Consider the following 15,158-nt stretch of genomic DNA (forward strand, 5'->3'; position numbering starts at 1 on the left):
CGTAATCATGTCAAACCGATTGTTTACCATGATTAAATCGTTTGTGATCCCTATACTTGCTATCGTTATATTACTTGTTGTTGCTGGTTATGCCTTATCAGGTTGTCAAGGCGGGCAGACAAAGTCGATTCAAGACCGTTATCCACTTGAATCCGTTGCCAAGGAAGGTAAACAAGAATCTTACGTGTATAGGGCCGCCAATCGGTCAGTTCCTGAAGTAGCGAAGGAACTCATTAACGAAAGAGAACCGAAGCAAGCATCTAAAGAAGACGAAAATCAAATGTTCCTCGTTTATTCTGATAAGATTTATAACCTGCAAAAGGATAAAGAGAAACCATCTGATACGTTAATTGAAATAAGTAATAAAGAATTTGTCCGTCAAAATTACCAACCGTCCTTCTTGCAAGGGTATATTATGGGAAGTATATTAAATGATATATTCGGTTCACGAAAATCATCGTACGGTGATTACCGCGGATATAATGACAGACAAAATCATAAACCAGTTATTCCAGAGAGACCGCCTACGAAAGAAGAAAAGAAAACCCCTCCTCCAATTACGAAGGAAGGAAAAGGGTCTATCATTAAGCGAGGCGATAATGTAGATTCGAAATCTTCTGTAGGAGATACAGGAAGTATTACGAAAAAAGGAAGTAGTACGCCGCCTTCTACTGGAAGCAAAGGGAAAATTACGAAAAATCCAGGCGGTTCAAGCGGATCAGATGTGAAGCCGAAATCATCTATTAAAACGCCGCCAAGGAATACATCTCCTCCGAAAACGAGGGTCGGTGGTTCAGGAAAGATTACGAAGAGAAGATAGTGTAGAGACCGAAAAGTGTAAATTGCTTTTTGGTCTTTTTTCTTGTTATAAGAACTAATTCCTTTCAGTTGGTGCGATTTAGGCATAAGGGGGGAGAGTAAAAATATATCAGCGATTATTAGAATATATCGACCACAACTCAAAATATATCAGCGATTATTGAAATATATCGACTTACCGACAAAAACTGACAACGATAACAACTTAATAATAAAAAGAGGGTGTGCCAAAATTTTGGCACACCCTCTTTTTCATAACGATTAATGAATATCACGTTTCTTGAAATTACCGCCTTTTACTTCTGCTACGTCATAAACTGTAATAAAGGCGTGTGGATCGATTTCATTAATAAGTTCTTTCATTTTACTTTCTTCTAAACGGTTAATTACACAGGAAATTTCTTTAAACTTCTCTCTTGAATAACCACCGTATACTTCGTTATATGTTGCACTTCGGCCTAAACGATCGCGAATTGTTTCTACCATTAATTCAGGCTCTTTTGTAATAATTTTAAATGCTTTTGAACCACTTAAACCAACTTCAACGATATGAATCACTTTCGAAGCGATAAAATAAGCAATTGCCGAAAGGATAGCTCCTTGCAGGCCGAATACTGTTGATACGAAAATAAATACGAACATGTTTAAGAATAAAATAAGGTCACTCGTTCCAAATGGTAACTTACGAGAAAGCAATACAGCTAGCATATCGATTCCATCTAATGCTCCGCCGTTACGTAATGCTAGTCCCATACCAAAACCGATGATAATACCACCAACAACTGTAACTAATAATGTATCGCCTTCAATAATAGCTGGTATTCCGTGCATGACAACGGTACCTATTGCTAATGAAGCAATCCCGATAATAGAATAAATAGCGAAGCTTTTACCAATTTGCTTATATCCTAACCAAACGAAAGGAATGTTAATGACTGCGATTAGAGCTCCTAATGGCAATCCAAATAATCTTGAACTAACGATACTTAAACCAGTTACACCACCGTCTGATACGTTATTTGGAATTAATACCGCTTCTAATCCGTACGCTGTGATAAATGCCCCAATAATAATCATCAAAGCTTTTGCAGCAATTTTTAGCTTATTGGGCTTGTTTTTGATAATTTTCTCCATATAATTTCCTCGTTTCAAACTAGTTTCTTATTTGTTACCTCATTCACACCTAAATTTCATTTTAACATTTAATTTGAAAAAATTCTCCTTTAATGGATGTATGCAGGGAATATTATCACCATATTATCTTTAAAATATTTTTGAAATAAGTATAAGAAATCCCATCCTTTCAAAGGATGGGATGCTATTAAGAAAATATAAAACTAAGTACTGATACGAATAAAGCGAAACCTAAAATAGTTCCACATATTTTCATATGGCGCTTGCGTCCCATTACGACAATCGCAACATATTCACGGATCATTGCGTTAGGCCAGTAATAAAATGCAGTTTTTGATCCGATTCCTTGGCTATTAAGACCGGCTTGTCTTGCATATATACCAGCACGGAAAAGGTGGAAATTATTCGTTGTAAAAATACTTTTATATTTACCTTCTGGTTTTAAAGAATCCATAATTTCTTTAGAGAACAGCATATTTTGATATGTGTTTACAGAGCGATTTTCCTGGACTGTATGTTCAAGAGGAATTCCTTTTTCAACAGCGTAACTTTGCATCGCTTCCGCTTCTGGAAGACCTTCATCTGGACCTTGTCCACCAGAAAAAATAATTGTTGGTGGTGTATTAACAGCGGCTTGTTTCCAATAGAAGTCAATCGCTTTATTAATGCGGCTTGCAAGTAAAGGTGGTACTTTATCATTAATTAAGCCGCTACCAAGAACGATGATGAAATCTTGATTACGTCTTGGTCTGTTGAATTGGTATAAAAAATATGCACTTAAGAAGTTAGATAAGTGTATAAAGAAATATATGCTTATAAGAGAAATAGCTGCAAAAATAGGCTCTAAATGCGATGAAACCAAACTTGCTGGATTTATAATAGGGAGTAACATAAAGAATAACATCCCTAAAGCAGCAAGGAGTGTTAAACAGTTAGTGAACCGTCGTCCTTCTCGCTTCATTAAAATTCTAGCATTAAGAAATAGTCCAAACATTAAAGCAACAATACCGAAAGGAAGCATAATGAGAAGTGCTAAAAAAGGTAAAAATATAATGTAGCGTAGGACATCACTATCTGAGTTCAATGATACAATCACACAAAAAAGAAGGAAAAAACAGATAAAGGCATTAAATAAAAAGCCGTTTATTATTTTTCGCGGATCTTTTAAATACGAGATAAGAAAAATAATAAACAATATAAGAGGAATAATTCCGAAATACATCATAAATATAGTACACCTCAACTTGTATAAGAATTTGACATACCTTTTATATTACATGATTTTATAAGTGAAAATGAAAGAAAAAGGATTTTGAATTTTCTCAATAAAATATATAGATACGTATGTTACAATATATTCAAAGCGATATATTAAAAGTAAAATGGTTGAAAAGGCACTTAGTAGAGTGCTTTTTTTTTTTGTATGCAATTGTGCATATTATATTTTTTTTCAAATGAAGAGGATTACAATATAAGTTGTAGACAGACTTTATAAAGCAGAATTTCATACAAACATTTCCCTCTACTTTTTGTATCTAACAATCGTATAACAATAAATAATTCTGTTTTATAGTGTCTGTTTTTGAAAGGTGTCTTTTTTGAAGGCACCTTTTTTTATTAGTATAGATAGTTTACACTGTTAGCATAGTGTAAACTATCTATACTAAACATTAGCAATCTTCCGTATAAATATTATCAATTTACTATATATTCCAGTGGTGTTAACCTACATATGAAAGGCTTTCTTTTTCAAAATATTACCCCTAATAAAATTTTGAAGAAGTCAACTGTCTCCAAACTTGTCTTTATGCTTAAAGAAAAAGCACTCAAATTGAGTGCTTTTTCTTATTGAAACATGCTATTTTTCTAGGCGATTTTCATAAAATAAAAGTAAAGAAATGAAAGTGGGTGACAAAATGCCGGCAGTTGTGGAAGGTGTTATTATTGAAAACTGCAATGGAACAATTAATGTAGGTGACAAATATAACGTACAGCCGATTGAAAAGACGAAGGCTTATAATGGATCGGGATCATCAAATACAGGAATGAAAGTACAAACGTTTAGCGGGATTAGTACAGCTGATGTATGGGATAATGATGCGAATGATCAGGGGATACAGTTTACTTTATAGTACAGTATGTAAAATTGCATAAAATGATGAAGTTGCCCTATGATACAATCTAGCTGTGAGATGTTAATGATTCTTCTGTAGTATAGTTGTTAGATTAGAAATATAACATCTTATCGAAAATCATACGTATAAAAAAAGACGCTTCAAATGAAGTGTCTTTTTTTACCTTAGTGATACCCTTTAGCAGAGTCTTTATGAATTTTATTTTTAAATATACTGTAGCTCCAAAGCTGATATCCAATAACGATTGGTACCATGACCATTGCAACGAAGAACATAATTTTTAAGTTTAGTTGACTACCGGCTGCGTTGTATAACGTTGTACTGTATGCATCGTTAATACGAGATGGTAACATTCTTGGGAACATACCTGCAAAGCCAGTTGTCATAAACATTGCGATTGTTAGGCAAACGAATGTGAAGGCAAGGCCAATTTTATGTTTGTACACCATAATTAGTGCGAGTACACTCATTAGCATTGCAAGTACTGGAAGAATGAATAGTACCGGATATTCCGTAAAGTTTTGGAATAAGTTTGTTCGATTAGCAGTCGCTACATAGAAAATAGCTAAAATGATAGCAGCTGCCATTGAAAACGGTCTTGCGATTTTATAAGCACGATCAGATACTTCACCAGTCGTTTTAATCATGACCCAAAGGGCACCGGATACGACAAATATAGCAGTGAAGAACAACCCTCCTAAAATACCGTAATGGTTTAGTAAGCTAAGTAAATTTCCTTCATAGCCATTTTTTCCGATTTGTAGTCCGTAATACAAGTTAGCAAATGTAACACCGAATAAAAAGGCGATTAAGAAACTGCCAATTGCAAATGCCCATTTACAAGTTTTTTGCCAAATTGGTGAATCATCTTTATGCATGAATTCCAGTCCAGCGGCACGAGCAAATAGTGCAAGTAATACTAAGAATAACGGTGTATATAAATAACTAAACATATTAGCATATGTGACTGGGAAGGCAGCAAATGTTGCGCCACCAGCTGTAATTAACCATACTTCATTACCGCCCCAGAACGGGCCAATTGCTTCTTGTAATTGATTTCGTTCTTGTCGATCTTTCGTAACGAAAGGAAAAATCATTCCGTTACCAAGTGCATACCCGTCAAGAATGAAGTAAACTGTCCAAATCACGCCCCATAAACCGAACCAGATGATTGCAAGCATATCATGAGACATGAGCCACACCTCCCTCAGTAGCAGGTTCTTCTAATGCGGCAAGTCCTTTTTTCGCGAACTTCAGCATTAAGTATACGTCTGCGATTAAAAGTAAAGTGTAGAATAAAATTAAACTAATTAATGAGAACCAAATTTGCGGGACAGATATAGGCGATACAGATTCTGCTGTACGCATTAGTTTATATACTGTCCATGGTTGGCGACCTACTTCAGCGACAATCCATCCTGCGTTAATCGCAATATAAGGAAGTAAGACAGACCATATTGTAATTTTTAAATAACGTTTTGAGTTTTCTAGTTTTCCTTTTCGGTTTAAATAGAAACCATACCAAGTTAATGCCATAAAGAACATACCGAGTGCAACCATTAAGCGGAAGCTATAATACACGAGGTTAACATTTGGACGTTCATCTTTCGGAATATCTTTTAAACCAACAATTTCGCCATCAAATGAATTTGTGTAGAAGAAGCTTCCGAGTTTTGGAATCGTAAGGAATTCAAAGTTCTTCTCATTTTTTACATCAGGAATTTGAACAATTGAGAAGCCTTGTCCTTTTCCAGTTTCCCAAACTGCTTCCATCGCAGCTCCTTTTGCGGGTTGATATTTAGCTGCTGATACACCAGATTGATGTCCCATAAACGGTGTAATTGTTGCGGCGAATAAGCCTAACATTAAGCCGAACTTAAATGATTTTTTGAAGAATTCAACTTCATTTTTACGTAATAAGTGATAGGCACTAATTGCCATAACGAAGAAAGCACCAACAATATAACAACCAACTACAGTATGGAAGAACATATTCCAAGCGTATGGATTCGTAACGAGTGCCCAGAAATCATTTAATTCAGCGCGGCCGTTACGTACTACGTAGCCAACAGGGTTTTGCATAAAGCCGTTTGCTGTAATAATCCAAAGGGCGGAAATATTTGTTCCAAGTGCAACCATCCACATACAGAAGGCACGAAACTTTGGTGAAATTTTGTCTTTACCGAATAACCATATTCCCATGAAAGTAGATTCTAAGAAGAAGGCAACAAGTGCTTCGATTGCGAGAGGTGATCCGAAAATATCTCCCATATATTTGGAGTACTCAGACCAGTTTGTTCCAAATTGGAATTCCATCGTAATCCCGGTTATAATCCCCATTACGAAATTAATTGTAAATAATTTACCCCAGAAATTTGCCATTTTGCGATATGTTGGATTCAATGTGCGGGCGTATTGAGTTTCCATACATGCTACTAAAATGACAAGTCCGATTGTCAAAGGTACAAATAAAAAGTGATAAAAAATAGTAATTGCAAATTGAAAACGACTCAGTAACAGAACGTCGGACATAATAAATATTCACTCCTTTTTTACATTATCTACAATCAGTTTATAGTGAAAATACGTTTAAAGTATGTGAAACTTGTTACAAAGGTGTGTGTATATTTTGAAAGAATTATGTCGATTATCTGAAAATATCTTATTTTTACTATAAAGCGATATCCTTTTTGAGTTTTTCATATTTTGGTACACTATATAAGTAATGTAAATGAGAGAAAAGAGGGTAACTAACTGTTACGATTTATTTAACCAATTATAACGAAAGTTAATTAAATATATCAGTAAGCCCTGCTAGTCAAGTAATTGGCTAGTAGTGAGGGTTAACTGCGGGCAATCCCTAAAGCTGATTGAACTACAACGTGGCTAGAAATAGCGAGCGTGAATGTTGCGAAAGCAGAAAAAATCAATCAGATCGTGCAAGGTTAAATCCTAAACACTAGAACAATGGGTCTTCCGCCTCGAATCATCTAAGTCAAAATTGATAGGATGAACGTTCAACGACTATCTCGTATAACTGACGAGAGTACATCACAAGCCTATGGTGATGGAAAAATCCTCTATCTCTAAAGAGATAAACATATAGTCTGCGCTCATGTGAAAACATGAGAAGTTCATAAGAGAACTGGCTAAGGAATTGCGCCCTTAGTTGAACGAGATAAATTTAATTAAATCTATCAAACCTCATTGAATGTACCGAACATATGTGCTATGTTAGGTTCAATGAGGTAAGAATAATAATGAAATTTTTACGAGTTAGTCAAGTATCAGAATTAACAGGTTTGCATCCGAGTAGTCTTACGAGAATGCTGGTGGAACACGCTACTATTCAGAGGAATCCATCTTTCATTATCTAAAAGGTGAGTGTCTGAATAATCGCACAGTAAAGGAGTAGGCTTCTGATGATATTGGCGAAGAAAGTTAGACTAATTCCAACGCCTGAACAAGAACAAGTGCTTAGAAATCATGCTGGTGCTGCAAGATTCGCTTATAACTATTGTAAAAGAATGAGTGATAGATATTATAAGCTATTTGGAAAATCTGTTTCACAGTTAGCTTTACAGAAACGATTTACAAAGATCAAGAAGCGAAAAAGATATGAGTGGTTACAAGACATTAATGCACAAGTTCCTAAACAGGCTTCAAAAGATTTTGATACGGCGAGAAAAAATTCGTTCAAAAAGTACAAAAATGGTTCTCACACTTCTTATAAATCCAAAAAAGATTTAATCCAAGGATTTTATGCCAATTATGAAAGACTGGTTATAGGAAAGAAATTGGTTCATATTCAGTCCATTGGAGAAGTGAAAACAAGCCAACAACTACCAAGAAACAAAAAACCATCCAATCCAAGAGTTACCTTTGATGGTCGTCACTGGTGGATTAGTGTAGGATTCCAAGAAGACTTTGAATTACAAGAACTAACGAACGAGTCGATTGGTGTGGATGTTGGATTAAAAGAGCTTTTTGTAGCTTCTAATGGTATGAAAGAACGAAATATAAACAAAGATGCTAAGGTTAAAAAACTTTTGAAAAGGAAAAAGTCAGCGCAAAGAGATATGTCTAGGAGATTTAAAAAAGGTGTGAAAATTCAATCCGCCGGATATGAAAAAGCGAAAGCTGAGCACCTGCGGTTATCTAGGAAAATTATGAATATCCGAAATAACCATATCCATCAAGCAACAGCTAGATTGGTGAAAACCAAACCAATGAGGATTGTTGTGGAAGACTTATCTATCTCAAACCTGTTAAAAAATAAAAAACTATCGAAAGCATTTTCCTTTCAAAAATTAAACTTCTTCTTTCAATGTTTATTATACAAGTGTGAGAAGTACGGCATTGCGTATGTAAAAGCTGATAAATGGTTCGCTTCAAGCAAGATTTGCTCATGTTGCGGCGTTAAATACGACCATTCAGTTCAACCAGAAGGACAGTGGAGTTTAAAGATTCGTGAATGGCGTTGTGCTTCATGCAATAGCTATCACGATAGGGATGTAAATGCTGCGATAAATTTATCAAGATGGGTAAAATAAATGCTTGATAATAGGAGGTAACGATACTGCCTCGTGTGGAGTGTTATACCCCTCGTCCCTTTGGGGCTGCGAGAACACGATGAAGCACTAACTTGTATAAATTTGATTGAATTGTATAGATTTAGTTAAGTTTATCGTATCGGTCCTTTACTATGAAGTCATTAGAAGAGATTTTGCAGTACAATGAGAAATTTGTTGAAGAGAAAAAATACGAAGAGTATGAAACAGGAAAATTCCCGAATAAAAAAATGGTAATTATCTCTTGTATGGATACTCGTCTTGTTGAATTATTACCAAAAGCAATGAATATGCGTAACGGTGATGTGAAAATTATTAAGGTAGCAGGAGCTGTTATCTCACATCCATTCGGAAGTATTATGCGTAGTATTTTAGTTGCTGTATATGAACTTGGTGCTGATGAAGTTTGTGTAGTTGGTCACCACGATTGCGGTATGGCAAAAATTCAGGCAAGCAGTACAATTGAGAAGATGAAAGAGCGCGGTATAACAAATGAGAAATTAGATACACTCCGTTATTCTGGAATCGATTTAGAAAGATTCCTACAAGGGTTCTCTAGTGTAGAAGAAAGTGTAGAACATAGCGTATCGATACTTCGCAACCATCCGTTACTTCCAGAAGAAGTACCTGTTCACGGTCTTGTTATCGATCCTGAAACAGGAAAATTAGATTTAGTTGTGAATGGTTACGACAATTAAGAATTTACTTTGTCATCCTTTTTATCTGGGACAGGATCAAATCCTCCCGGGTGGAAAGGGTGACATTTTAATATACGCTTACAAGTAAGCCAAAAACCTTTGAGTGCACCATGTTTTTGAAACGCCTCTAATCCGTAATGAGAACAAGTCGGATAAAAACGGCATGTTGGTGGTGTCATCGGAGAAATGAATTTTTGATAAAAGCGTATAATCCCAATAAAAATCTGTTTCATAACGGTCTCCTTTTCAGCATATTCTTAAAGTATTATAGCACGACTGTACATAATACTTTACTAATGTGCATTTCCGTTATATCATATTGGATATAACGGAATTAAATTAAAAGCGGGAGAGATGTTGTATGCCATCAGTAGAAAGCTTTGAATTAGATCATACGATTGTAAAGGCACCTTATGTAAGACATTGCGGAGTTCACAATGTAGGTAGTGACGGTATTGTAAATAAATTTGATATTCGTTTCTGCCAACCGAATAAACAAGCAATGAAACCAGATGTTATTCATACGTTAGAGCATTTATTAGCATTTAATTTACGTAAATATATTGATCGTTATCCGCATTTTGATATTATCGATATTTCACCGATGGGCTGCCAAACAGGATATTATCTTGTAGTAAGCGGAACACCGACAGTACGAGAAATCATTGATTTATTAGAACTAACATTAAAAGATGCGGTTCAAATTACAGAAATTCCAGCTGCAAATGAAACACAATGTGGTCAAGCGAAGCTTCACGACTTAGAAGGAGCACAACGCTTAATGAACTTCTGGTTAAGCCAAGATAAAGATGAACTTGAGAAAGTGTTTGGATAAAAAGGAAAACTGCCTGTGAAAGGGCAGTTTTTTTATTGTACTAAGAGCGAACATACTCTTCTTTTTTATGAAAATATATTAGATACTCCAACATATAAAACAAAGGCAGAACCGAGAAAATAAACAAATGCTTTTGCTTTTTCCCGTTTCTTCATTTCATCAATTCCAAAAAGGATAAACATAATACTTAAAAGGATAAACACGTAAGGTAAAAGAATAGTGAAGTTTGCAAAGAAGCTAAATAGGGCGAGAGAAAGAGCGATAGTGGCGATTATAATTTGAATGTTTTTTAACATGGAATCACCCTTAAGTAGAAAGAAATAGTTACTGAGAGAAAATAATTATAAATGCTAAATTGATCGAAATTTTATTCTACATGTAGCGAAAGAGTTTGATATTAAAAAGAAGAATATGAGACTAGAAACGAAAAAATACGGGATACTCATTAATTCCTAGAAGAATAAAGGAACAACTGAGAATAAATTGTACGTATGGGAGAAGTGAAAAATTATCGGTAAAATGGACATAAGTGCTTAGAGTGAGTAAGAGAAGCATGAGAAATGCTAAAAAAATCCGTAATATAGTTAGAGTTAGCATTGTATAGCCCCCTTTAGACCATTTACTAGAATATTTCTGTGAAACCAATAAATAAAGCAGCGGCTCCTGTTAGTAGAGCGAGCACACTACCTCCTGTTTGCTGTTTTAATATTTCCTCTAAACTTATGGTGAGGGCCATACCTCCTAAAAAGATGTACATATAAGGGATTATTTCTCTATTACCAGTAAAAAATCCATAGATTGCTATAGACAAGGCAATAAGTGATAAAGTAATCCGTCCCCATTTTAGCATAAAAGACCTCCTCTATTTTATGTAGGTAATAATGAGAACAATCCAAATGAAAGCACCGGCAATAATACAAATAAGTCCAGTTGCTGATTCCCTTTTCTTTATTTGTTCAAATGCGATGAGAAACATTAAAGCCCCTAATAGAAATTGTGAAAGAGGTAAAGAATTATTTTGACCTGTATATAATCCAATTGCCGACATAACAATCACAGTGAGTGCTACTATGATGCGAAGTATACGAAGCATATTAGGAATTCTCCTTATTCTTTTTTGTATAAGGATTGTCTTCTAGTTTATCGACGGAATGTTTATAAGCATAGCCTTTATTAATTGTCATGACGGAGAGTACGAGGATGATTAGGACGATGATAATACCGATAATTAATATTTTGAACATAAAATCCCTCCTTTTCTTTATTTTACATAATTTTGTAATTGATGAAAACAATAGAAAATAAAAGGATGAAAGAAGGGTGTTACATGGAGACGAAAAAAACATATTATATATCAATAGGAAACGGTCAAATTTCACAAGTGAAGACGGCGGATACGTATAATTTTGAGATTTCCGCAAATGATGAGGAAATTACAGAATTAAGAGGGCACTTTGATCAAGCATATGTAGAAGATTTAGGGTCATTTGTACGCTCCCACGTTCCATTTGTTGAGTATCATCACGATTCAAATAATGACCGATATGATGAACAACTACAAAAAGCATATAAAATGATTTACGATTTAGGAAATCATGAGACGAAAGAATTAGTCGCACAAATGGGAATAATCAATGGATTGTAATTGGATAATATTATGCAGAAAAGCGAGAATATGCTACAATTTGTGGTAGGAAAAACTTGTAACCATCAATAGGGGAGTAATGGCATGTACAAATTTAAAGATTATTACCACAACACTGTACAATTATCGTTTGAACGTTATCCATTTTCTCCTGAGCCAAAGCATGTTTGGGTTGTATGCCGGTACGGGGATCAATGGTTATTAACGCATCATTTACGTCGCGGTCTTGAATTTCCAGGTGGTAAAGTAGAACTAGGGGAAACACCGGAAGAAGCGGCAGTTCGAGAGGTTCATGAAGAAACCGGCGGCATAGTTTCTGATTTAACTTACTTAGGACAATACAAAGTATCTGGAAAAGACAAAATAATCATTAAAAACATTTATTTTGCAACAATTAGTGCGGTAGAAGAACATACGCATTACGAAGAAACGAAAGGGTCTGTTTTATTAAAAGACATTCCTGACAACATTAAAACGAATAGAAAATTTAGCTTTATAATGCGCGATGACGTATTAGCGCGTACGATGAAACATATAGAAGAAATCGGCTGTTTTACGAAGTAAAGTAGCCGGTTTCTTTTTTTGTATGTAAGAATAAATGTAAATATATCTTTATATTATTTTGGGTATATTATACAATTTTGTAAAGATATATTTACATTTTAGGAGGGGGAAGATGGATAAAAGAAAAGAAACGACTGTTACTGTTTCGATGGTTAAATTAAACTTTTCTTTATTTTTTATAATAATTGCTTTGTCGTTTGGAATTGGTTATTTGCATATATTTCTTTCAGGTGGGGTTCAAGTTGAAGTTACATTATTAACGATGTTTCTTTTTATTATCGCAATGATTGTTCTCGTTTGTATTCATGAAGCGATACATTTAATTGGCTTTCGCTATATCGGAGGTGTTCCGTGGAGTGAACTAAAATGGGGCGTTAATTGGAAATTAGGTGTTGCATATGCTCATTCTAAACAGGCGGTTACAGTAAAGCAAATGAAGAAAGTGTTAATGCTTCCGTTTTTACCAACTGGAATTTTGCCAATTGTATTGGGATTAGCTATGAATCTGGAGCCACTCTCATTTTTAGGAATTCTACTAACAGCAGGGTGTATCGGCGACATTGCCTTATATCAAAAAGTTTCAAAGTTTCCAGATGATGCGCTAGTAAAAGATCATCCGAGTAAACCACAGTTTACAGTATATGAATAATAAAGAAAGAGGAGGCGTTTTTGAATAACTGCCTCCTCTTCCTTTATTATCACTTTTTGTCGGTAAATCGATATATTGTGAAAATCATTGATATAATTTAATTACTGTTATTGTGTTTTTATCTCCACCTCTAAAAACGAAAGCACCTCCAACAAATCATCTACGATACGTGAATGCTTAAAATCACCCCAAAACGAATCTTTTTTCCAAACACCAAGAATCCCTACTTGTTCAGAACCAAGCACATCGTTTTCTGGATGATCTCCAACATAAAGACATTCTTCTGCCTTCACATCTAGTCTTTGCAAAGCACGTTCGAAAATTTCAGGATGAGGTTTTTTAATTCCTTCAGCTTCTGAAACGAGAATGGTGTTTGTATACGTATGTATATGTAGTGCTCGAAGGTTGCTCATCTGAAATTCAGTAAAACCGTTTGTGATAATACCAATTTTAATGTTTCGCTGTTTTAACTGTTGAAGTAGTTCATGCGTGTTTTTGAAAGGAATACAATGATGTTGGAAGTTTGTAATATAGTCGTGTAGTAGTTGCTCTTGCGTTAAAGTAGTAATGTTGTATTCGGAAAGGAGAGTAGCATATACTTTATCCTTCCACGTATAGCCATTATTATCGAGTTCAAGAAATCGAGAACAATACTCTGATTTCTCTATACTCATCAAATGTGAGGAGAAGCGATTATATTGCTCACAAATAAATTGTTCTAAAGATTGGCGTCGATCTAATAGTGTTCCATCTAAGTCGAATAAGATTGCACGAATCATGAGAAGCCTCCTTGCAGTTTTTATAATTAATTATCGCATATTCGCAAAAAAATGATTATGATATTTTGTAGAATGGAATAATGGGGGATTGTATGAAGAAACTGTATGGCAAGTTAGTGTGTTGTATTATAGCAAGCGGTTTAGTTGCAGGATGCGATAGTGCTATCGAGGTTACGAAAGAAAAAGAAATTTGTAAAACAGAAGAAGAGTGTACGCAAATAGGAGATAAAACATTACAAAAAGTATATAAAAAGATAGAGGGACTTTCAGAACTTGAAAAAGTAGAAGATTATGACATAGAAGAGTATGAAAGTGTGAATATGAAAGAGGCGGAACAGAAAAAAGAAGAGGATGACAATTATTTCTTTTTAGCTTCTTATTATATCGATGGTGATGAAATTGTAGATCCTTATTTTGAGAAATTGGATCGTAAGAGATTGAATAAAGTTTTTGCAGATGACGAAGTAGCAAAAGATGATTTGTTAAGTCAGCGACAAGATAGAGAGTATCATGAAACCTTATGGGACATGTATCGCACTCTCGTCCCAGTGAAATATCGTGAGAATATAACAGGATTTGGTCTAATAACGGATGGTTATGATGGCGTTGTTGCCCATGTCATGCCAAGTATAGATGACCCGAGAGATTGGGTGCTTAGTTTAGACGTGCTTGATTCTGGGGTGAATATAGATGAAGTGATGAAAACATTAATTCATGAAACGGCTCACGTATTAACGATTGGACATAAACAAGTACCAGTGGATAGGAAATATTTAGAGGCGTTTGATGAAGAGAAAGACATTTCATCATATCGAAATAAATGTAAAACGGTGTTCGTGAAAAATGGATGTGTAAGAAAAAGTTCGTATATTAACCAATTTTATAATGAATTTTGGAAACCAATTGAGCAAGAGTGGACAGAAAAGAAAGTAGAAGAAAGTGAAGAGGCACAAATTGAATTTTATAAAGAAAAGCATGATGATTTTGTATCGCTATATGGAACAACAAATGTAACGGAAGATATCGCAGATACATTTACAGCGTTCATTTTACAAGATTCAAAAAAAGTGAAAGAAGGAACAGAGTTAAAATATAAGAAAATTGCTTTCTTCTATCAGTTCCCTGAGCTTGTAAAAATGAGAGCGGAAGTGCTGTCAGGATTATATGATGTTTCGAAAACGATAGAACAACAAAGTGGAGACTAATGTGAGTTATGCTTTCGATATAGTTTCGTTAAAGAAAAGCGTGAAGAATTTTTAATTCTTTGCGTTTTTTCTTATGTTGATAAAATTGAAAATTATGTATTTTTATCAAAAAGAAGAAGGAACT

Annotated in this window: 19 protein-coding genes; 9 read left to right on the forward strand and 10 right to left on the reverse strand. The window is 34.8% G+C overall.

The genetic code is table 11. The features are described from left to right. The first annotated feature begins 7 nt into the window (after positions 1–7). On the forward strand, positions 8–820 hold the full coding sequence (locus tag ACTFO4_RS00440; RefSeq protein ID WP_000071192.1) for a DUF4247 domain-containing protein: 813 nt from the start codon (positions 8–10) through the stop codon (positions 818–820). 260 nt (positions 821–1,080) lie between these two features. On the opposite strand, the gene ACTFO4_RS00445 is transcribed toward ACTFO4_RS00440, so the two are convergent. Beyond that, complete coding sequence (locus ACTFO4_RS00445) at positions 1,081–1,953, reverse strand: YitT family protein (protein WP_440013298.1); 873 nt, start codon at positions 1,951–1,953, stop codon at positions 1,081–1,083. 187 nt (positions 1,954–2,140) lie between these two features. After that, on the reverse strand, positions 2,141–3,178 hold the full coding sequence (locus tag ACTFO4_RS00450; protein WP_000990094.1) for a YdcF family protein: 1,038 nt from the start codon (positions 3,176–3,178) through the stop codon (positions 2,141–2,143). Positions 3,179–3,851: 673 nt separating this feature from the next. Between ACTFO4_RS00450 and ACTFO4_RS00455 the strand changes: the two genes are divergently transcribed. Then, complete coding sequence (locus ACTFO4_RS00455; RefSeq protein WP_002001299.1) at positions 3,852–4,085, forward strand: spore germination protein; 234 nt, start codon at positions 3,852–3,854, stop codon at positions 4,083–4,085. Between the two features lie 167 nt (positions 4,086–4,252). On the opposite strand, the gene cydB is transcribed toward ACTFO4_RS00455, so the two are convergent. Then, a complete protein-coding gene (gene cydB, locus ACTFO4_RS00460) occupies positions 4,253–5,281 on the reverse strand; it encodes a cytochrome d ubiquinol oxidase subunit II (RefSeq protein WP_000017662.1) in 1,029 nt (342 codons plus the stop codon). Beyond that, positions 5,271–6,620, reverse strand: coding sequence for a cytochrome ubiquinol oxidase subunit I (gene cydA, locus ACTFO4_RS00465; protein ID WP_440013296.1), 1,350 nt, complete (start codon positions 6,618–6,620; stop codon positions 5,271–5,273). Before cydA ends, cydB begins: the two co-directional genes overlap by 11 nt. Before the next feature lie 890 nt (positions 6,621–7,510). Between cydA and ACTFO4_RS00470 the strand changes: the two genes are divergently transcribed. Together ACTFO4_RS00470 and ACTFO4_RS00475 are read left to right on the forward strand one after the other, a co-directional pair. After that, positions 7,511–8,641, forward strand: coding sequence for an RNA-guided endonuclease InsQ/TnpB family protein (locus tag ACTFO4_RS00470; RefSeq protein ID WP_119684038.1), 1,131 nt, complete (start codon positions 7,511–7,513; stop codon positions 8,639–8,641). A 152-nt stretch (positions 8,642–8,793) separates the two neighbouring features. Further along, entirely contained in the window at positions 8,794–9,357 is a 564-nt protein-coding gene (locus tag ACTFO4_RS00475) for a beta-class carbonic anhydrase (RefSeq protein ID WP_000838169.1), read from the forward strand. Here the strand turns inward: ACTFO4_RS00475 and yidD are convergent. Continuing rightward, positions 9,354–9,590 (reverse strand): membrane protein insertion efficiency factor YidD, encoded by a 237-nt coding sequence (yidD, locus tag ACTFO4_RS00480; protein ID WP_000809334.1) that lies wholly within the window; start codon positions 9,588–9,590, stop codon positions 9,354–9,356. The two genes, ACTFO4_RS00475 and yidD, sit on opposite strands and share 4 nt — an antisense overlap. A 128-nt stretch (positions 9,591–9,718) precedes the next feature. On the opposite strand from yidD, the gene luxS reads away from it, so the two are divergent. Continuing rightward, on the forward strand, positions 9,719–10,192 hold the full coding sequence (luxS, locus tag ACTFO4_RS00485) for an S-ribosylhomocysteine lyase LuxS (RefSeq protein ID WP_001141371.1): 474 nt from the start codon (positions 9,719–9,721) through the stop codon (positions 10,190–10,192). 65 nt (positions 10,193–10,257) lie between these two features. On the opposite strand, the gene ACTFO4_RS00490 is transcribed toward luxS, so the two are convergent. From ACTFO4_RS00490 to ytzI, 4 genes are all read right to left on the reverse strand, one after another. Then, positions 10,258–10,488 (reverse strand): YczI family protein, encoded by a 231-nt coding sequence (locus tag ACTFO4_RS00490; protein ID WP_000916668.1) that lies wholly within the window; start codon positions 10,486–10,488, stop codon positions 10,258–10,260. A 326-nt stretch (positions 10,489–10,814) separates the two neighbouring features. Further along, positions 10,815–11,042, reverse strand: a complete 228-nt coding sequence (locus ACTFO4_RS00495) for a DUF3953 domain-containing protein (RefSeq protein WP_440013294.1) — start codon at positions 11,040–11,042, stop codon at positions 10,815–10,817. A gap of 12 nt (positions 11,043–11,054) precedes the next feature. Further along, positions 11,055–11,285: a DUF3953 domain-containing protein gene (locus ACTFO4_RS00500; protein ID WP_000944458.1), complete on the reverse strand. Its 231-nt coding sequence runs from the start codon at positions 11,283–11,285 to the stop codon at positions 11,055–11,057. A 1-nt stretch (position 11,286) separates the two neighbouring features. Further along, positions 11,287–11,436: a YtzI protein gene (gene ytzI / locus ACTFO4_RS00505; protein ID WP_000472794.1), complete on the reverse strand. Its 150-nt coding sequence runs from the start codon at positions 11,434–11,436 to the stop codon at positions 11,287–11,289. A gap of 83 nt (positions 11,437–11,519) precedes the next feature. Here ytzI and ACTFO4_RS00510 point away from each other — a divergent pair, with 83 nt between their 5' ends. The 3 genes from ACTFO4_RS00510 (at position 11,520) to ACTFO4_RS00520 (ending at position 13,050) form a co-directional block, all read left to right on the forward strand. Continuing rightward, complete coding sequence (locus ACTFO4_RS00510; protein WP_325833070.1) at positions 11,520–11,837, forward strand: hydrolase; 318 nt, start codon at positions 11,520–11,522, stop codon at positions 11,835–11,837. A gap of 84 nt (positions 11,838–11,921) precedes the next feature. Further along, complete coding sequence (gene mutTA / locus ACTFO4_RS00515; protein ID WP_000276385.1) at positions 11,922–12,401, forward strand: antimutator 8-oxo-(dGTP/GTP)ase; 480 nt, start codon at positions 11,922–11,924, stop codon at positions 12,399–12,401. A 112-nt stretch (positions 12,402–12,513) separates the two neighbouring features. Continuing rightward, on the forward strand, positions 12,514–13,050 hold the full coding sequence (locus tag ACTFO4_RS00520) for a DUF3267 domain-containing protein (protein WP_000361287.1): 537 nt from the start codon (positions 12,514–12,516) through the stop codon (positions 13,048–13,050). 107 nt (positions 13,051–13,157) lie between these two features. On the opposite strand, the gene ACTFO4_RS00525 is transcribed toward ACTFO4_RS00520, so the two are convergent. Next, entirely contained in the window at positions 13,158–13,829 is a 672-nt protein-coding gene (locus tag ACTFO4_RS00525; protein ID WP_088024712.1) for an HAD family hydrolase, read from the reverse strand. Between the two features lie 92 nt (positions 13,830–13,921). Between ACTFO4_RS00525 and ACTFO4_RS00530 the strand changes: the two genes are divergently transcribed. Next, positions 13,922–15,034 (forward strand): hypothetical protein, encoded by a 1,113-nt coding sequence (locus ACTFO4_RS00530; RefSeq protein WP_061457802.1) that lies wholly within the window; start codon positions 13,922–13,924, stop codon positions 15,032–15,034. The last annotated feature ends 124 nt before the right edge of the window (positions 15,035–15,158 follow it).

Origin of the sequence: Bacillus cereus group sp. MYBKT14-1 (assembly GCF_051915185.1) — a bacterium.
Lineage (GTDB): Bacteria > Bacillota > Bacilli > Bacillales > Bacillaceae_G > Bacillus_A > Bacillus_A cereus.